Here is a 17,964-nt window from a genome sequence, read left to right as displayed (position 1 = left end):
ATCATTGAGCGGCGTTACCCTGACGTTTTTCCCACCACCGCCCCAGCCGAATACGGCGACGGGCAAAGAAACGGTAGCCTGCATCCATCATGCTGCGCAGGCCCGGTAAGCAAGATAGCCTTACCAGCCGCCGGTAGCCCAACACCGCATAGAGGGCCCGGCTGGCGTCCATACCGATGAACCATCTCCCCTCGCGATCTTGCAAATGCAGTTGACCCATCATGGTGTCGAAACTGCGGCCTACCTCCTCTGGTTTGAACTCGCTGCTCTGAATATCGACGAGCCGAACGCGTGACCGATGGCGATGTTTGGCAAGCCAAGCGACTTCCACTCGGCAAAAGGGGCAATGCCCGTCATGGTAGAGCGTGACCGGGGCTTGGGCATCTAGCGTGGCGAAGCGGCTCATGAGCGTTTCTCCGAGTCAGACGTAGAGGAGGAGTGTTGGGCTGTAGAGGCATAGCCCTTCGTGTGCGCCGGTTGGCCGTAACCGGCGCTGGTGGGTAGTTTGGCAAGGAATTGCTCGGCCTGCTGGCGAATGGCCTCGCGCTTCTCCTCTTTCATGCGTCCTAGCGATCCATAGATGAGCTTCATTCGTGGGTTACGGTTGAGCTGTTCCGCATTGGTTTCCAAAAAATGCCAGTAAAGGCTGTTGAAGGGGCAGGCTTTGGGGCCGGTCATCTGTTTAGGGGAGTAGCGACAGTGTTGGCAGTGATCAGACATTTTGTCGATGTATTTACCCGAGGCACAGTAAGGCTTGGAGCCCATCAAGCCGCCATCGGCGTGCAGCACCATGCCCAGCGTGTTGGGCAGTTCGACCCATTCGCAAGCATCGGCATATACGGCGAGGTACCAATCGCACAGCGCTTCAGGCTTGACGCCGCACAGCAGGGCAAAGTTGCCGGTGACCATGAGGCGCTGAATATGATGCGCGTAGCTATTGTCGATGGTCATTTGAATGGCGCGTTGGAGGCAGCGCATGTCGGTGTTGGCGTCCCAGTAAAACCCGGGCAGCTCGCGGGTGAAGCCTAGCTGGTTTGCCTGCTTGTACCCGGGCATTTGCGTCCAGTAGAGCCCGCGCACGTATTCGCGCCAGCCGAGTATTTGGCGGATGAAACCCTCTACCGCATTGATAGGAGCTTTGCCAGCATGGTAGTGCGCCTCGGCGGCGTCACACACTTCCATCGGTGAGAGCAGACCGATATTCATCGCTGCAGAGAGGCGTGAGTGATACAAAAAGGGTTCTCGGTCGCTGATGGCATCTTGATAGCGGCCAAAGTCTGCCAGCCCGTGTTCGATGAAGTGATTCAGGTCGACCAGTGCCTGCCGCCGGGTGACCGGCAAGTTGAAGGTCTCCAACGTTCCCATGTGATCAGGGAAGTGGTCAGCGGCATCCTGGAGCGCTGCTTGAGTCACGTCATCCTTGCCGTGGTTAGGCAGCGCAGGAAAGCTCAGCGATGCGTCGATGGGCTCGCGGTTGTCATGGTCGTAGTTCCACTGCCCGCCAAGCGGCGTGTCGCCTTCCATGAGCAGGCCGGTGCGCTTGCGTTGCTCGCGGTAGAAGTACTCTAGGCGCAGCTGTTTGCGGCCCTCCGCCCAGCGTGAAAAGTCGTCCGGTGTGGTGAAGAAGCGGTCATCTTCCCATAGCTGCCAGGGGAGGGCGTTGTGTTGGCGCTGCTGCATATCGTTCCACAGCCGCCACTCGCCGGGGCGGGTAACGCGAATTTCATCACAGCCGTACTGGTTGGCGAGCCGCTCGGCTTCTTCTATCAACGACTGGGTGTTATCGCCATCATTGATGCGGCTGTAGTGCACCGTATAGCCTTTGTCTCTCAAGGCGTCGGCAAAGTGGCGCATGGCGGCCATGAAAAGACCGATCTTATGCAGATGATGCGGCACGTAGCGTGCCTCTTCGGCCACTTCGCACATCGCCACCACCGCATTGGAAGGCGCTTCGCGAAGGGTTGGCAGCGTCAGCGTGAGCTGATCACCCAGTACCAGGAGTAACGGCTTGGACATGAGTTGGCCTGCAGTTATACAAATAATGCTGATAGTATAACTTTATGCCGCGACTTTGCCGAAAAGTGTTAAGATTTTGCCCATTACGTACACCCGAGGAGTTAGCGAGATGGCCGATAGCATCGTGAAGGATCAACCTGGTGAGGGGCGCTTGGCCCACGCGCCCAGCAGCCACCCTGCCGTTCCCCGCGCCAAGGTGGGCGTCGTTCTAGCGAACCTGGGAACGCCCGATGCCACCGACTACTGGTCCATGCGTCGCTATCTCAGCGAGTTTTTGTCCGATAAACGAGTCGTAGATTATGCCGGATGGAAATGGCAGCCTCTTTTGCAGCTCATCATCCTAACCAAGCGTCCGTTCTCCTCGGGCAACGCGTACAAAAGCATCTGGAATAACGAGAAGAACGAAAGCCCGTTGCTGACCATCACTCGGGCGCAAACGGAAAAAATGACCGAGCGCCTGAAAGCGCTTTACGGCGACGATGTCGAGGTCGATTTCTGTATGCGCTACGGCAATCCTTCCACGGACAGCGTGCTCAAACGCATGAAAGAGAAGGGTTGTGAGCGCATCGTCTTCTTCCCGCTCTATCCGCAGTACGGCTCGCCCACTACCGCTACTGCCAATGACCAAGCGTTTCGCACGCTGATGAAAATGAAGTGGCAGCCCTATATCCGTACCGTACCGGCCTATTTCGAGCATCCGGCGTATATTCAGGCGTTGGCTAACTCGGTACAAGAGGCGTACGACGGCTTCGAGAGCCGTCCTACCAAGCTCGTGGCGAGCTATCACGGCGTGCCGGAGCGCTATCTGATGGAAGGGGACCCTTACCACTGCCAGTGTCAGAAAACCACGCGTCTACTGCGTGAAGCGCTGGGGCTGAGCAAAGAGGAGGTCGATACCGCTTTCCAGTCCCAGTTTGGCCCTGAGAAGTGGGTGGGTCCGCAAACGGTGGATCACGTTGCCGAGCTGGCGAAACAGGGGCACAAGCATATTGCCATCCTCTCTCCAGCGTTTTCTTCCGACTGTGTGGAAACCCTGGAAGAGATCAAAGAGGAGATCCACGACAGCTTCATGGAGGCTGGCGGTGAAACCTTCAGCTACATTCCCTGCTTGAATGATCGTGATGATCATATCGACGCCTTGCTGGCGGTGGTCAATAACGAGCTGTCAGGCTGGCTGCCGACACCGTAACGTCACACGGTTGCTATCAAAACCGTCTAGCGTATCGCGCTAGGCGGTTTTTTATTGGAACCGACTTTTCTAGAAAACGAAGCAGGGCTGGTATAAGGTTTGTGTATATAAAATCACACTTATTCAACGCTCAAGCAGCTTATGCAAATGTGTAAGCCGCTGGTTAGGATGAAAAAACGTCACTAGGGAGAAAGCGTCGGATGCAATTTGCCGTATTAATGGGCTTCGTGTTGGCAGCGTTGTCGCCGCTGCTCAACCGCTGGTTTGGAGAGCGCGCAAGCCTCGTGCTTGCGCTGTTTCCGGCGCTCCTGGCCGGTTGGCTGCTGAGTCAGGCACCTCTGGTCCTCCAAGAAGGCCCGCAGTTGTTGGCGTGGGCGTGGGTGCCTTCGCTGGGTATCAGCCTGAGTTTTCTGCTCGATGGCTTGTCGTTGCTGTTTGGTTTGCTGATCACGGTGATCGGCACCTGCGTACTGGTTTATGCCGGTGGCTATTTGAAAGGCCACCCCGATGTCGCTCGTTTCCACTTGGCCCTGGTTGCCTTCATGGCATCCATGCTGGGGCTCGTACTCGCCGATGGATTGCTCACGCTCTTTATCTTTTGGGAGCTGACCAGCATCACGTCTTATCTGCTGATTGGCTTCAATCACACGGATATCGAGGCGCGTAAATCTGCGCGGCAAGGTCTATTCGTCACGGTTGCCGGAGGCCTGGCCCTAATGGCCGGGCTGGTGCTACTGGGGGTAGCCAGCGGTCACTGGTCGTTCCATGAGATTCTGCAGTCAGATGAAGACCTACGTCAGCATGCTCTCTACACTCCCATGCTGATCTGTCTGTTGCTGGGGGCCTTTACCAAGTCGGCACAGTTCCCGTTTCACTTTTGGTTGCCCAACGCCATGGCCGCTCCGACCCCCGTATCGGCTTACCTGCACTCTGCCACCATGGTGAAAGCGGGCATTTATTTACTGGCGCGGCTGCAGCCGGAACTGGGCGGCACGGCCATGTGGATGACGCTGCTCTCTGTGGTCGGGGCGACGACCATGCTGACCGGCGCTTTTCTGGCGATTCACCACACCAATATCAAGAAGCTGTTGGCGTACTCGACGATCATGGCGCTGGGAACGTTGACCATGCTGTTGGGGATTGGCTCGGAGTACGCCATGACCGCGTTCGTCACCTTTTTGCTGGCCCACTCCTTGTATAAAGGAGCGTTGTTCATGGTCGCGGGTATTCTGGACCATGAAACGGGCACCAAAGACGTGACTGCCATGGGAGGGCTACGCAGCGTCATGCCCGTGACGGCAGTGATTGCCATGGTGGCGGCGCTTTCTCTGGCGGGGGTGCCGCCGCTGCTGGGCTTTATCGGTAAAGAGCTGATGCTGGAAGCAGCGCTAGGCGCCGAGCGCGTTCAATGGATGTTGGTGGTGTTTGCCTTCCTAGCCGCCGTTCTGACCATTGCGGTGGCGACCATCATCGCGCTGAGACCTTTTTATGGCGCACGCCATGAGACGCCCCAAACGCCACATGAGGCGCCGCTGAGCATGCTGATTGGCCCCGCGCTGCTAGCCTTTGGCTCCCTCGCGCTGGGTTTGGCGCCAGCTATGTTAGGGGCTGACGCGTTATTGACGTCGGCCGCCACGGCCGTTGCGGGGCAGTCACTGCCGGTCTCGCTATCGTTGTGGTATGGCATCAATGTGGCGCTGATCATGTCGGTGGTTAGCCTGATGCTCGGTTTCTTGCTCTTCAAACGGTGGGACAGCGTGCGCGGCCAGCTAGCCAGATTGTCGCCCGTGATGCGCTACGGCCCTGAAGCGGGCTATGAAGGGCTGATGAACGGCATCGTGCATTTTTCGGAATGGCAAACGCGCGTGCTACAAAATGGCTACATGCGTAACTACATTCTGGTCATGCTGGTGGTGCTCATTGCGCTGATCGGTAACTCCATCCTACTGCGCCATTCGCCTCAGCTGGCGCTTACGCTAGACGTGCGTTTTCACGAAGTGATCGTGGTGGGCACCATGGCCATGGGGGCTCTGTTTGCCACGATTTCACGCTCCCGCCTGGGGGCGGTGGTATCCGTGGGGATTATGGGCTTCTCGATTGCGCTGATCTTCATTCTTTTCAGCGCGCCAGACCTCGGGATCACGCAGCTGCTCGTGGAGACCATGACGGTCATCCTGCTGGTACTGGTGCTCTTCCGTTTGCCGCGTTTCTCCAACCTCTCCACCCATCTGGAGCGCATTCGCGATGGGGCCGTGGCGGCAACCATGGGCGTGCTGATTTTCCTGCTGATCATGACCGCTTGGAGCATCGACCAGTTCGAAACCATTTCGACCTATATGGTGGAGAACAGCGCACCGCTTGCCCATGGCCGGAATATCGTCAACGTCATCTTGGTCGATTACCGTGCCCTCGATACGCTGGGTGAGATGTTCGTGTTGGCGCTGGCCGCGATTGGCGTGATCGCCATGCTGAAGCTTCGCCACGGCGGAAAGGCAGGCAACACCGCGGACGGTGAGAAAACCAGCGTGAAGGAGCCCTACGATGGTTAAGTCAGGCACGATTATTTTGAATACGGCGGCGCGCTTTCTTATGCCGCTGCAGCTCATGTTCTCGGTATTTCTGTTACTGCGAGGCCACGATGAGCCGGGGGGCGGCTTTATTGCCGGGCTAGTGGCTGCGGGGGCCTTCACCCTGTACCTGTTCGCCTTTGGGGTGAGTGCCACCAAGGAGGTGCTGCGCATGGTCGACCCACGGGATTTGATTGGCGCAGGCCTGCTGTTGGGGATGATCTCGGTGGTACCCGCGTGGTTCATGGGGCAACCCTTTCTTACCGCCCAGTGGTGGACGATTCCGGTGATCGACTTCAAAGCCTCGACGCCGCTGATTTTCGATATCGGGGTGTACTTGGCGGTACTGGGCTCGGTCACCGGCATGGTCATGGCGCTGATGGAGGTGGATAAAGATGAGCCTTGAGTTACCCCTTCCGATGACCGCAGGAGGATACCCATGGAACCGTTGATGGCATTGGCGATTGGCCTGCTATACGCGACCGCTATTTTCATGATGTTGCGCCGCTCCATCGTCAAGCTGGTGATTGGCTTATTGCTGCTTTCCAACGCCGCCAACTTGCTGATTTTTACCACCGCTGGGATGACCCGAGGCGCGCCGCCGCTGATCCCCGAGGGGATGATGCAGCCGCTTGGCGAAGTCGCTGACCCGCTGCCACAAGCGGTGGTGTTGACCGCCATCGTGATTGCTTTTGGGGTGCTGGCGTTTGCGGTGGTGCTGATTCGCCGGGCCTACGAAATCGTTAAGGCAGATGATTTGGACAAGATGAAGGATACCGACACGTGAGGCCTGAAGTCGCACTTCCCATTCTACTGCCGCTGCTTTCGGGGGCCGTTTCGCTGATGTTCTGGCGCTCGCGGCCCATGCAGCGCTTTATCGCCGTCGCGGGCAATGTCGCGTTATTCCTCGTGAGCCTTTGGCTGTTTGTCGCGGTGTTGGAGGATGGCTACATCACCATGCAAATGGGTAGCTGGCCAGCGCCGTTCGGCATTACCCTCGTCGCCGACATGCTCAGTGCGGTGATGATTCTGCTCACCGGGATCATTGGCTTGACCATGGGGGTCTACTCGCTGGCGACCACTGGTCGAGGGCATGAACGGTTTGGCTACTATCCCCTCATGCATCTGCTGCTGGCCGGTGTGGCGGGGGCTTTTCTGACTGGCGATATCTTCAACCTCTATGTGTGGTTCGAAGTCATGCTGGTGGCCTCGTTTGCGCTACTGACGCTGGGAGGCGAACGCGCGCAGATGGAAGGGGCCATCAAGTACGTGACGCTCAACCTGCTGGCGTCAGTGATTTTCCTCAGTGCCGTTGGGTTGCTCTACGGGACGGTGGGGACACTCAACATGGCCGATATCGCCCTGCGCATGGATGTCGCCGAACACAGCGGCATGGTCGAGGTGTTGGCAGTGATGTTCATGGTGGCCTTTGGTATCAAGGCGGCCGCTTTTCCGCTGTTTTTCTGGTTGCCCGCCTCTTACCATACGCCGCCTGTGGCGGTCTCCGCGCTGTTTGCGGGCCTGCTGACCAAGGTGGGGGTTTACTCGCTGTTTCGGGTGTTCACGCTGATTTTCGATCAGACCATGGGCTACCTTCAGGACATCATGCTGTGGGGGGCGGTCATCACCATGGTGACCGGCGTATTGGGCGCCGCCGCCCAGTACGAGTTTCGACGTATCCTCTCGTTCCATATCGTCAGCCAAATTGGCTATATGTTGTTGGGGCTGGCGCTCTACACACCGCTGGCGATTGCCGGCGGCGTGTTCGCCATCATGCACAACATCATCGTCAAGACGAACTTGTTCTTGATCAGCGGTATTACACATCGCCTGCAGGGCACTTATCAGCTCAAGAAGATGGGCGGGCTCTATCGTGAGCGTCCCTGGCTGGCCGTGGCGTTTTTCATCAGCGCTTTCTCTCTGGCGGGCATCCCACCGCTATCGGGCTTCTTTGCGAAGTTCGTGCTGGTGCGTGCAGGCCTGGAGGCCGAGGCATACGTAGCGACCGGCATTGCCTTGGCCGTGGGGCTGATGACGCTCTACTCCATGGTGAAGATCTGGAACGAAGTGTTCTGGAAAGCGCTGCCGGAGGAGAACCAAGTGCCGCAAACGCCGACTCCGACAGGGGACGATGGGCGATTATTGAAGCCTAGCCTGTGGATGATGTATCTGCCTGTCGTGGTGCTCGCGACGATGTCGCTGCTGATTGGCGTCTTTGCAGAGCCCCTCATGCTGGTGATGAACCAAATAGGGGAGCAGTTGATGACGCCTTCAGGCTATATCGAAGCGGTTCTGGGCGCCTCCGCCAGTGCAGAAGCGGCGCTACTGGAGCCCGTCGACATACAGGCCGAACGTGTCGATAACCACCTGGAGGAGACACCATGACGGGCGCCATTTGGAACCTTTTGCTTGGTTTGGCCTGGGTCCTGCTCAGCGGCGATTTCTCCGGGTTGAACTTATTGGTGGGGATGATTTTTGGCTACATCGCGTTGCTGCTGATCGAGCCTCAAGTCGACGGGTTGAAGGGCTATCCGGCCCGCGTGCCGCGCTTCATTGGCTTTCTTGGATTTTTCATCAAAGAGCTGGTGCAGGCTAACCTGCGCGTGGCGTTCGATATCTTGACGCCGCCGTGGCACATGCAGCCAGGGGTCATCGCTTTGCCGCTTTCGGCGCGTACCGAGATGGAGATTACCATGGTGGCCAATTTGATTTCCCTGACGCCTGGGACCCTCAGTTTGGACGTGTCGGATGATCGTAAGGTGCTGTATATCCACGCGATGTTCCTAGATGACGAAGAGGAGCTACGACGCAACTTGAAAGAGATGGAACACCGTGCACTGGAGCTATTTCGTTAATGGAAACCGTGATCTTAATCAGTCAGGTGATTATGGGGCTCGCGCTGGTACTCACGTTCGTGCGCGTGGTCCGCGGCCCCAGCCTGCCAGACCGCGTCGTGGCGCTGGAGCTGTTCTCGACGACGGTCGTAGGCCTGGTCGGCGTGTATGCCATTCAATCGGGCGTCTCCAGCTTTTTGGATGCGGCCATCGTCATCGCGCTGATGGGCTTTTTGGCTGCCATTGGCTTTGCACGCTTTTTGGAACGAGGAGGGCCGCGGGATGATTGATGTCATTAAGGGCGCCATGCTGCTCACCGGCTCGAGCTTCATGCTGTTGGCTGCCGTGGGGTTACTGCGCTTGCCCGATTTGTTGACCCGCATGCACGCCACCACCAAGGCGGCGGCCCTCGGGGTAATCCTCATCATGCTGGCCTCGGCCATGCATTTTGCCGAGGTAGGGGTCGTCGCGCGTTCGTTCGCGATCATCGTATTCATCTTGATCACTGCGCCCATTGCCGCCCACGTGATTGGCAGAGCTGGCTACTTCGTGGGCTCTCGGCTTTGGAGCGGCACGGTCAAAGATGAGCTGCGCCCTAACTACGATCCGCTCACCCACGAGCTGAAAAGCGGTATGGAGACGCAAGAAAACGCTAAGCGTCACCCACGTAATACCGATCCCGACTAACGTTAGGAGTCAACGTTATCGATGGAAGCCACCCGAGTTGGGTGGCTTTTTTTATGCCCATCGTAAAAGAGCGCAGGTGCGTGTTACGGCAAAGTCGAGGTGTCAATTTATATACAATAATTGTACTGTATAAGTTATTATGTCCATGTATTACGGCGTAGCGTGGCACAGCCAGCACGCAGCGAGATGAATAGATGAGACGTAAACAAGACTTACCGCAAAAAGACTGCGTTCAATGCCAGCGCCCATTTACTTGGCGGAAAAAATGGGCGCGCTGCTGGGACGAGGTGCGCTTCTGCAGCGAACGCTGCCGTCGCGAGGCCAAGCAGCACAGCACGCCGAGGAGGCAAGAGCATGAACAGCACGACTGATATTGTCTGGCTGCAGGACAATCTGCGCGTTGCCGACAATCCTTTATTACATTTCGAACATTCCCCACACCAGCTGCTTTGTCTGTACGTGCTCGACCAGCGTTGGTTAACGGCTGCCGTGCCGGGGGAGTCCACGCCCAGGCTGGGTCCAGCGCGGCTGCGCTTTTTATGGCAAAGCCTGATGGAACTGCGTGGCGAGCTGTTGCAGCGTGGCAGCGATCTGTTAGTGCGTATTGGCGACCCGGCCGAGGTCGTGGTCGAGTTGGCGACCACGCTCAATGCGCGGCAAGTGCGGGTAGCCGAACACTCCGGCTGTGAAGAGTCGGATAACATCACCCGTGCGGCTGCCAACCTGCCCAAAGGCTGTCAGCTCTATCGTGCGGATAGCGGTTACTTGATCGATGCCGCTGCGCTGCCGTTCGATCTAGCAGACCTGCCAGCCAGCTTCTCTGCCTTTCGGCGTAGCGTCGAAAAGCAGTGTGAAATACCGGCTCCCAAGCCTGCGCCAATCACCTTACCGTGTTGGCCCGAAGGCGCGCCGCGCGGTTTCCCGCCGTTAAAATCCGTGTGTGAAACCAGTGCAGCCTGGCAGCCCGACCAGCGTCAGGGGTTCGTGTTCGTGGGCGGCGAGTCGGCGGCCAACGACCGATTACAGCACTATATCTGGCGTCAGAACGGGGCGGAGTCTTACAAGAAAACGCGTAACGGTCTGTTGGGTGCCAACTTTTCGACGCGTTTTTCTCCGTGGCTTGCCCGTGGCTGCTTGTCTGCTCGTCAAGCGCATCGAGAAGTCAAAGCGTGGGAGTCCGAACACGGTAGCTGCGAATCGAGCTACTGGATTGTCTTCGAGCTTCTATGGCGCGACTACTTTCACCGCGCCGCACAGTTGGAAGGGGCCTCCCTGTTTGGTCGGGAGTCGCTGCCGCCAGCGAGCGAAGCCTTCGACACTTGGCGCAACGCGGAGACCGGCGTGCCGTTCATTGATGCGGCCATGCTCGAATTGAAGCGAACCGGCTGGATTTCCAACCGTGCCCGTCAGAACGTCGCCAGCTTCTTGGTAAAAGATTTGCAGGTAGATTGGCGGCTAGGCGCTTGGTGGTTCGAGCACTGCCTGATCGACTACGACGTGGCCAGCAACTGGGGCAATTGGCGCTACATTGCCGGGGTTGGGCGTGATCCGCGTCAGGATCGCTACTTCAATGTGTTGAAGCAAGCAGGGCATTACGATCCGAAAGGGCTGTACGTGGCCTATTGGTTACCCGCGCTGGAATCGTTACCCTTCGGTCTGGAGCGCCAACAGCCCTGGCGAGTGGCACCTTCTCAATTTCAACCGCCCTGCGTGCTACCGGATGAGTGGCAGCGCTGGTTGATTGCCGCAACCGAATTCGAAGAGACGGATGAGTAACGATGGCGTTAATGGAGAGTGATCGGCGCGTCGCCTGGGGATTGGGCTTGGCGGGGCTGCTGCCGTTCATCGGTGGCGGCCTCGCCGCTTGGTGGGCACCGCCTGTCTGGCAGGTCAGTGCCATCTATGGCTTTACTTACTACAGTGCCGTGATTTTGTCGTTTTTAGGGGGCATTCATTGGGGCAGTGCGCTTCAAGTGCCCCGTGACAACAACGTACGGCGGCTAGTACTGGCCATGGTGCCCAGCCTGATCGCGTGGCCTGCTTTGCTGTTCAACACGGTGACCGGGCTTTGGGTACTGTTGGCAGGGTTTCTGTTAATGGGGGGCTACGATATTAGCCGGGAAGGGCGCGAAGGCTTTCCCAAGTGGTATCTCAGCTTGCGCTGTGTGCTAACGGCGGTCGTCGCCATATTCCATCTTATCGTGTTGTGGCGCTTGTCTCTCTGAGGCTGGTAACTCGCTTGTTTCTGAGCCATCATCAGCCTCACGCTAAGGATTGCCAAGAGATGAGTACTATGACGTCAAGCCCCAAGTCATTGACATGTAATGGTTCATTACGTGCCCGCCGCCATTTGCTATGGCCGCTGTTAGCTGCTGCGGCGGCAACTACTTTTTACGCCCCTGCTGTGATGGCTAACCCCCAGCTCATGACGGAAGTCGATGCCCGCGCGGCCGAAGAGGTGCGCTACGGTAACTTCAATGAGTGGCTCCGCGAGTTCCGCCGCTATGCGGCGAACCAAGGCATTAGCGAGGCGACCCTCGCATCGGCGTTCGATGGGCTGCGCTACCGCGAACGGGTCATTGAGTTAGATCGTTACCAGCCTGAGTTCGTCCGCGCGATTTGGCAATATTTGGACAGCGCCGTATCGAGCACGCGTGTCGCCAACGGTCAGGAAAAGCTCGCACAACATCGCGACACTGCTCAGGCGATGCAGCAGCGCTATGGCGTGCCCGCTGAGATCATCGTAGCGATTTGGGGCGTCGAGAGTAACTACGGCAGCAATTTTGGTGATTTTTCGACGCTCGAATCCCTCGCAACACTGGCTTACGACGGCCGCCGCCGGGAGTTCGCCCGGGGTGAGCTGCTGGCAGCGCTGCGTATCATCGATCAAGGGGATATTGCGGCCGAGCAGATGAAAGGCTCCTGGGCCGGGGCGATGGGGCATACCCAGTTCATTCCCAGCAGTTTCGAAGCCTACGCCGTGGATGGCGATGATGACGGGCGACGCGATATCTGGGGCAGTATTCCCGATGTCATGGCGTCGACGGCGAACTATCTGGCGCGCGCTGGCTGGCAGGCAGGCCAACCCTGGGGCGCCGAGGTCAGGCTACCCGACGACTTTGATTACGCGCAAACCGACCGCAAGAGCAGCGCCGACTGGGCTGCCCAGGGCGTGCGTGCCGTTCGTGGCGAGCTGCCGACTTTCGATAGCGCTGCGGTCATCGTTCCCGCCGGAGCGAGCGGTCCTGCGTTTATCGTCGGTCCCAACTTCCGTGCGATTCTGCGCTACAACAACGCCACGAGCTATGCTCTGGCGGTGGCGACGCTGGCCGATGCCATCGCTGGCCGTGACGGTATCGCACAGTCATGGCCAAGAGATGAGGCACCTTTGACGCGAGACGATGTCCGAACGCTCCAGCAGCGGTTGAACGAGGCCGGTTACGGCGTGGGTACGGCAGATGGCATCATGGGGCCGAATACCCAAGCGGGCCTGAGGGCGTTTCAGCGTGACCAAGGGCTCGTACCGGACGGCTTTGCGACTCAGTCGCTGCTGGAGCGGCTGCGCTAGGTAATATGCGCGGCTACGGTTGTTACGCATGATTCGAATCGTCAATGCCTCACCAAGGATGAGTCGTTATGGGAAAAGCAGGTCTAGGAGTATGGGGAGCCAGCGTGCTGGCCAGTGCTTTACTGATGGGAACGAGCGCGCAAGCGGAAGACAAGGTGTTTGGTTGGGTTGAAAACGCCTACATCGAGCCGTGGGGAATTGCCGTCAAAGCCAAGCTGGATAGCGGTGCGTTGACCTCTTCACTGGATGCCCGCGACATTGAAATGTTCGAAAAAGAGGGGGAAGAGTGGGTTCGCTTTCGCCTGAAGCTGGAAGATCAAGACAGTGGTGAAACGTTCAGCGACCAGATCGAGCGTCCGCTCTACCGTGAACAAACCGTTCGAGGCGCTGGTGGCCGCGACGAGCGTCCGGTCGTGCTCATGGATGTTTGCATGGGCGATACCGTGTATGAAGAGCAGTTCAGCCTACGCAACCGTGAAGAGATGAACTACCCGCTGCTGCTAGGACGCCGCACCATCAGTCATTTAGGCTTGTTAGACGTGCGTAATACCTTCCTGCAAGAGCCCGGGTGTGGAGAAAACGCCCCCTACGTTCCCCACGACCCAGAAGACGAGCAGTCTTGATCGTCTAATTAGGCATGACTCAAAACAGCCGTGACAGCAGCGCCGTCACGGCTGTTTCGACGCGCAAAATGCGTGGACCCAAGTGCATGCCTTCGCACCCTGCTTGAATTAGCTGTTCGACTTCCCATGGAATGAACCCGCCTTCTGGGCCGACCAGCAGCAGCGTTGGCGTATCGATACCGCGTGGGCAGGCATTCTCCATGCCGGGGTGGGCGACCAGCCCGCGGCGCTCTGCCAACAGCTCAGGAAGCTGCTCCTCTAGAAACGCTTTGAACCCTTTGCACAGCGTCACGTTGGGCAGCTGCGTATCCCGCGCTTGTTCAAGGCCCAGCACGAGGTGCTGGTGAATCTTGTCGGGCCGCAGCTCTGGCGATTGCCAGTAGCTCTTCTCCACCCGTTTCGTATGCAATAACGTGACCTCTTTCACGCCCAGCGCCGTGACGTGCTCCAGCGTTCGCGCCAACATGCGCGGGCGTGGTAGGGCCAGCACGAGATGAACGGGCAGGGCGGGAGGTGGCGTCTCCTTGAGCTCCTCCAGTGCGAACAGCGCCTGGTCAGGGCTGAGCGCTAACAGCGTGGCCTTTCCCATGGCACCGCCCTGAATGCCTACTGTGAGTCGGTCTCCCTCCTGAGCGCGATGCACGTCATGTAGATGGGTCAAGCGGCGCGCATCGGTAATCCGAGCGTGGTGAGCGTCGACCTCGCTCGGGTCTAGCAGTATCAAATTCATAGTCGTCGTCTATTGGTCAAAGGAAAGGCGTGCTTACCACCACTAATCCGCTAAGCTGGCTTGCATGGGCGCGTGTTGCAGGCACAATAGCAGCAACGGCGACAAAAGCCTTTATCGCGTTTAAGGAGATGCGCTGTGCGCGTAATTCGTAAATATGCCAACCGCAGGTTGTACGACACCCAGCAGAGCCGTTACGTCACGCTCGAGGATCTGCGGCGTCTCATCATTGAAGAAGAGCCGTTTCGCGTCGAAGATGCGAAAAGCGGCGAGGACCTGACGCGCACCATTCTACTGTCGATCATTATCGAACAAGAGCAGGCGGATAGTGAAGCCGAAGTGTTTTCGAACGATCTATTGGCGCAGTTGATTCGTGTGTATGACATGTCGTCACCGCTGCCGTTGGCGCGCTATTTGGAGCAGGGCACGCAGCTGATGCTGGAGCAGCAAAAGCGCATGCAGACTCAGTGGCAGCAAGCCATGCGCCACTCTCCCATGGAATTCATGCGTGAGTTGGCCGAAGAGAATATGCGCTTTTGGCAAAACGCGCTCCATCAGCCCAATCCATCGGACGATGACGATACGTCGGATAAGCGTTCCTAAAGCCACGTTTTACGGTCCGTTGTGGCATAATGCCGCCCATCGACGCTCTCCCGTTTGAGAAGGATACCCATGAAAGTTTTGATGATCGGTGGCGGTGGCCGCGAACATGCTCTGGCTTGGAAACTTGCCCAATCCCGTGATGTCGAGCAGGTGTTCGTCGCGCCTGGCAATGCAGGCACCGCGACGGAGCCCAAGCTGACCAATGTTGCGATCGGCGCAACCGACCTGGAAGCTCTGGTGGCGTTTGCGCAGCAAGAGCAGGTAGCGTTGACCGTCGTTGGCCCTGAAGCGCCGCTCGTCGAAGGCGTCGTAGACCGCTTCCAAGCCGCCGGTTTGACGATTTTCGGCCCCAGCCAGCGCGCGGCTCAGCTCGAAGGCTCCAAGTCGTTCACCAAAGACTTTCTGGCCCGCCATGCTATTCCCACAGCGGCCTATCAAACCTTCACGGCTGTAGAGCCTGCGTTGGCGTATCTAGCCGACATGGGCGCGCCGATCGTCATCAAAGCCGACGGCTTGGCGGCGGGTAAAGGCGTCATCGTAGCCATGAGCGAGGCCGAAGCCGAGGCGGCGATCCGCGATATGCTCGAAGCCAACGCCTTTGGTGATGCGGGCGCCCGTGTCGTCATCGAAGAGTTTCTCGAAGGTGAAGAGGCGAGCTTCATCGTCATGGTGGATGGCGACAACGTCGTGCCCATGGCCACCAGCCAGGATCACAAGCGTGCCTACGACGGCGATACCGGCCCCAATACCGGGGGCATGGGAGCCTACTCACCGGCGCCCGTCGTCACGCCAGAGGTCGATGCGCGAATCATGGAGCAGGTCATTCTGCCCACCGTGCGTGGTATGGCGGCAGAGGGAAATGCGTATACCGGTTTCTTGTATGCAGGCCTGATGATCGATCCACAGGGCAACCCTAAAGTGATCGAGTACAACTGCCGGTTCGGTGATCCAGAAACCCAGCCGATCATGATGCGTCTGACTTCGGATCTGGCGGCGCTCTGCCTGGCAGGCGCCAAAGGCGAGCTGGCCGGCAAACAGTGCGAGTGGGACCCCCGCGCAGCCGTGGGCGTGGTGCTGGCCGCTGGTGGGTATCCTGGCAATTACCGTAAAGGCGACGTGATTCACGGCTTGGCCGATGCCGAACGGGCGCAGTGCAAGGTCTTCCACGCGGGGACGGCGCAAAATGCAGACGGTGAGATCACCACGGCCGGTGGGCGTGTGCTGTGTGTAACAGCGCTGGGCGATAGCGTGTCGGCGGCTCAGCAGCAGGCGTACCAAGGCGTTAACGCGATTCACTGGGACGGCGTCGAATTTCGTCGTGATATCGCGTTCCGTGCCATCGCGCGGGAGCAGTAAATAGCGGCTTTTCGAGGTCATATCGTCACCCGACAAGGAGTAGAGCAATGGAGCGTGTCTCGCTGGACTTCCCTTTGGCAGCGGTCATTCACCGTCATCCGCTGACGGTGCGGGTGACGGATATGAACTATGGCCGCCACTTGGGGCACGATGCCCTGGTGTCGTTGCTCCATGAAGCGCGAGTGCAGGCCTTTGCGTCTCTGGATCTACCAGAGTGGGATATGCACGGTTATCCCAGCGTAGTCGTAGACCTCGCCGTGCAGTATCAGCAGGAGGCGCGCTTTCCCGATGCGCTGGTGATCGAAACGGCGGTGCCCGAACCAGAGGGTAAAGCCTTGACGGTCTACCAGCGGGTTACCAAGGCAGAGACGGGCGACGTGGTGGCGACTGCACGTGTGACCAAACTGCTGCTGGACCTGGCGGCAGGCCGTCCGGTGGCGATTCCAGATGCGCTCAAGCAAACGCTTGCGGATGCCAGGGGGGGATAATGTCACGAGAGTATCCCATTATCGCGGTGACAGGCTCCTCCGGGGCGGGCACCACCACCGTGCGCCGCAGCTTCGAGCGTATGTTCCTGCGTGAAGACGTTCATGCCGCCATGGTGGATGGCGATGCCTTCCACCGCTATACCCGTGATGATCTCAAGCGTATTTTTCGCGAAGAGCCGGAGCGCAAGGACGAACTCTCCCACTTTGCCGTCGAAGCCAACCTGCTCGACCGCCTGGAAGGGCTGTTCATCGAGTATGGGGAGCACGGGACCGGCACGTTTCGTCACTACATTCATGCAGAAGATAAGCAGAAGATCGAAGCGGGCTACCGGGTGGGCACCTTCACCGAGTGGCAGTCGCTGCCCTGCGGTACCGACCTGCTGTTCTATGAGGGGCTACATGGCGGCTTGGTGACGCAAGAGTACGATATTGCCCGTCACGTCGATCTGCTGGTAGGCGTGGCGCCCACCATGAACCTGGAGTGGATTCAAAAGATCGACCGCGACACCAAGTTGCGCGGCTACTCCCAGGAAGCGGTGATCGACACGATTTTGGGGCGTATGGATGACTACGTGCGCTATATCCAGCCGCAGTTTTCTCGCACCCACATCAATTTCCAGCGAGTGCCCACGGTCGATACGTCCAACCCTTTCGAGGTACAGGATATTCCCACCGATGCTGAGTCGTTCGTGGTGATTCGTTTCCGGGACCCTTCGACGGTGGATTTTCCTTGGCTGCTGGCGATGATCAAAGACGCCTTTATGACTCGCCCGCATAATCTGGTGGTGCCCGGTGCTCGTATGTCCTTGGCGATGGAGCTGATTCTCGCTCCCCTGGTTCGCCATCTGCTCTCCCAGCGCCGTTTTCGCTAACGCGGCGCTGCCCGAACCGACCATAAACGCGCCAAACATAAGGAGGCTGCGATGGAGTGCCTGTTCTGTAAGATCATTAACCGCGATATTCCGGCGGACATCGTGTTCGAGGATGAGCACGTTCTGGCGTTCAATGACATCAGCCCTCAAGCGCCGACACATCAGCTCATCATTCCCAAGAAGCATATCCCTACGCTGAACGATATCGAAGCCGACGATTTGGCGCTCGTGGGTCGCTTACAGCACACCGCGGCGCAGCTCGCCAAGCAGCAAGGCTTTGCCGAAGAGGGTTACCGGGTCGTCATGAACTGCAACGAGATGGGAGGGCAGACCGTCTACCATATTCATATGCATCTACTGGGCGGGCGTGAGTTTACGTGGCCCGCTGGATGAATCATTCGGCAGACGCGTTCCCATCGCCATAAAAAAGCCCT

21 protein-coding genes are annotated in these 17,964 nt (G+C 58.3%); 18 read left to right on the top strand and 3 right to left on the bottom strand.

The genetic code is table 11. The features are described from left to right. Position 1: 1 nt before the first annotated feature. Together AB6K10_RS17165 and AB6K10_RS17160 are read right to left on the bottom strand one after the other, a co-directional pair. Entirely contained in the window at positions 2–406 is a 405-nt protein-coding gene (locus AB6K10_RS17165; protein WP_159342761.1) for a thiol-disulfide oxidoreductase DCC family protein, read from the bottom strand. After that, a complete protein-coding gene (locus AB6K10_RS17160; protein ID WP_339119430.1) occupies positions 403–2,016 on the bottom strand; it encodes a cryptochrome/photolyase family protein in 1,614 nt (537 codons plus the stop codon). The genes AB6K10_RS17165 and AB6K10_RS17160 overlap by 4 nt, the downstream gene beginning before the upstream one ends. 109 nt (positions 2,017–2,125) lie before the next feature. On the opposite strand from AB6K10_RS17160, the gene hemH reads away from it, so the two are divergent. From hemH to AB6K10_RS17095, 13 genes are all read left to right on the top strand, one after another. Continuing rightward, positions 2,126–3,205: a ferrochelatase gene (hemH, locus tag AB6K10_RS17155; protein WP_253018100.1), complete on the top strand. Its 1,080-nt coding sequence runs from the start codon at positions 2,126–2,128 to the stop codon at positions 3,203–3,205. Positions 3,206–3,405: 200 nt separating this feature from the next. Next, complete coding sequence (locus tag AB6K10_RS17150) at positions 3,406–5,754, top strand: putative monovalent cation/H+ antiporter subunit A (RefSeq protein ID WP_339119429.1); 2,349 nt, start codon at positions 3,406–3,408, stop codon at positions 5,752–5,754. Continuing rightward, positions 5,747–6,178, top strand: coding sequence for a Na+/H+ antiporter subunit B (locus AB6K10_RS17145; protein ID WP_159342757.1), 432 nt, complete (start codon positions 5,747–5,749; stop codon positions 6,176–6,178). Before AB6K10_RS17150 ends, AB6K10_RS17145 begins: the two co-directional genes overlap by 8 nt. Before the next feature lie 33 nt (positions 6,179–6,211). Next, positions 6,212–6,559: a Na+/H+ antiporter subunit C gene (locus AB6K10_RS17140; protein WP_159342756.1), complete on the top strand. Its 348-nt coding sequence runs from the start codon at positions 6,212–6,214 to the stop codon at positions 6,557–6,559. Continuing rightward, positions 6,556–8,157, top strand: a complete 1,602-nt coding sequence (locus AB6K10_RS17135) for a Na+/H+ antiporter subunit D (RefSeq protein ID WP_339119428.1) — start codon at positions 6,556–6,558, stop codon at positions 8,155–8,157. The genes AB6K10_RS17140 and AB6K10_RS17135 overlap by 4 nt, the downstream gene beginning before the upstream one ends. Then, positions 8,154–8,627, top strand: a complete 474-nt coding sequence (locus AB6K10_RS17130) for a Na+/H+ antiporter subunit E (RefSeq protein WP_159342754.1) — start codon at positions 8,154–8,156, stop codon at positions 8,625–8,627. The genes AB6K10_RS17135 and AB6K10_RS17130 overlap by 4 nt, the downstream gene beginning before the upstream one ends. After that, a complete protein-coding gene (locus AB6K10_RS17125; RefSeq protein ID WP_044628502.1) occupies positions 8,627–8,896 on the top strand; it encodes a monovalent cation/H+ antiporter complex subunit F in 270 nt (89 codons plus the stop codon). Before AB6K10_RS17130 ends, AB6K10_RS17125 begins: the two co-directional genes overlap by 1 nt. Further along, complete coding sequence (mnhG, locus tag AB6K10_RS17120; protein ID WP_044628503.1) at positions 8,889–9,293, top strand: monovalent cation/H(+) antiporter subunit G; 405 nt, start codon at positions 8,889–8,891, stop codon at positions 9,291–9,293. Before AB6K10_RS17125 ends, mnhG begins: the two co-directional genes overlap by 8 nt. A gap of 194 nt (positions 9,294–9,487) precedes the next feature. Then, positions 9,488–9,664 carry a DUF2256 domain-containing protein gene (locus AB6K10_RS17115; protein WP_083025732.1) on the top strand — a complete coding sequence of 59 codons (177 nt, stop codon included), beginning with the start codon at positions 9,488–9,490 and terminating at the stop codon, positions 9,662–9,664. Next, positions 9,648–11,069, top strand: coding sequence for a DASH family cryptochrome (locus AB6K10_RS17110; protein WP_253018102.1), 1,422 nt, complete (start codon positions 9,648–9,650; stop codon positions 11,067–11,069). Before AB6K10_RS17115 ends, AB6K10_RS17110 begins: the two co-directional genes overlap by 17 nt. Before the next feature lie 2 nt (positions 11,070–11,071). Continuing rightward, positions 11,072–11,518, top strand: a complete 447-nt coding sequence (locus AB6K10_RS17105; protein ID WP_159342752.1) for a DUF3429 domain-containing protein — start codon at positions 11,072–11,074, stop codon at positions 11,516–11,518. A gap of 59 nt (positions 11,519–11,577) precedes the next feature. Beyond that, positions 11,578–12,861 carry a lytic murein transglycosylase gene (locus AB6K10_RS17100; protein WP_285263141.1) on the top strand — a complete coding sequence of 428 codons (1,284 nt, stop codon included), beginning with the start codon at positions 11,578–11,580 and terminating at the stop codon, positions 12,859–12,861. Between the two features lie 125 nt (positions 12,862–12,986). Beyond that, positions 12,987–13,484, top strand: coding sequence for an ATP-dependent zinc protease (locus tag AB6K10_RS17095; RefSeq protein WP_167520899.1), 498 nt, complete (start codon positions 12,987–12,989; stop codon positions 13,482–13,484). 19 nt (positions 13,485–13,503) lie between these two features. Here AB6K10_RS17095 and AB6K10_RS17090 read toward each other — a convergent pair whose 3' ends face one another. Then, on the bottom strand, positions 13,504–14,214 hold the full coding sequence (locus AB6K10_RS17090; protein ID WP_339119427.1) for a 16S rRNA (uracil(1498)-N(3))-methyltransferase: 711 nt from the start codon (positions 14,212–14,214) through the stop codon (positions 13,504–13,506). 135 nt (positions 14,215–14,349) lie between these two features. On the opposite strand from AB6K10_RS17090, the gene phaR reads away from it, so the two are divergent. From phaR to AB6K10_RS17065, 5 genes are all read left to right on the top strand, one after another. Further along, positions 14,350–14,814, top strand: a complete 465-nt coding sequence (gene phaR, locus AB6K10_RS17085) for a polyhydroxyalkanoate synthesis repressor PhaR (RefSeq protein WP_159342748.1) — start codon at positions 14,350–14,352, stop codon at positions 14,812–14,814. A gap of 69 nt (positions 14,815–14,883) precedes the next feature. Then, a complete protein-coding gene (gene purD / locus AB6K10_RS17080; RefSeq protein WP_253018109.1) occupies positions 14,884–16,170 on the top strand; it encodes a phosphoribosylamine--glycine ligase in 1,287 nt (428 codons plus the stop codon). Positions 16,171–16,217: 47 nt separating this feature from the next. Then, positions 16,218–16,658, top strand: a complete 441-nt coding sequence (locus tag AB6K10_RS17075) for a thioesterase family protein (protein ID WP_339119426.1) — start codon at positions 16,218–16,220, stop codon at positions 16,656–16,658. Continuing rightward, positions 16,658–17,530, top strand: a complete 873-nt coding sequence (locus tag AB6K10_RS17070; protein ID WP_339119425.1) for a phosphoribulokinase — start codon at positions 16,658–16,660, stop codon at positions 17,528–17,530. Before AB6K10_RS17075 ends, AB6K10_RS17070 begins: the two co-directional genes overlap by 1 nt. A 51-nt stretch (positions 17,531–17,581) precedes the next feature. Then, positions 17,582–17,923: a histidine triad nucleotide-binding protein gene (locus AB6K10_RS17065; protein ID WP_159342744.1), complete on the top strand. Its 342-nt coding sequence runs from the start codon at positions 17,582–17,584 to the stop codon at positions 17,921–17,923. Positions 17,924–17,964 lie beyond the last annotated feature (41 nt).

Origin of the sequence: Halomonas sp. BMC6 (assembly GCF_964204995.1) — a bacterium.
Taxonomy (GTDB): domain Bacteria; phylum Pseudomonadota; class Gammaproteobacteria; order Pseudomonadales; family Halomonadaceae; genus Vreelandella.
This window is presented reverse-complemented; position numbering and strand designations above follow the sequence as displayed.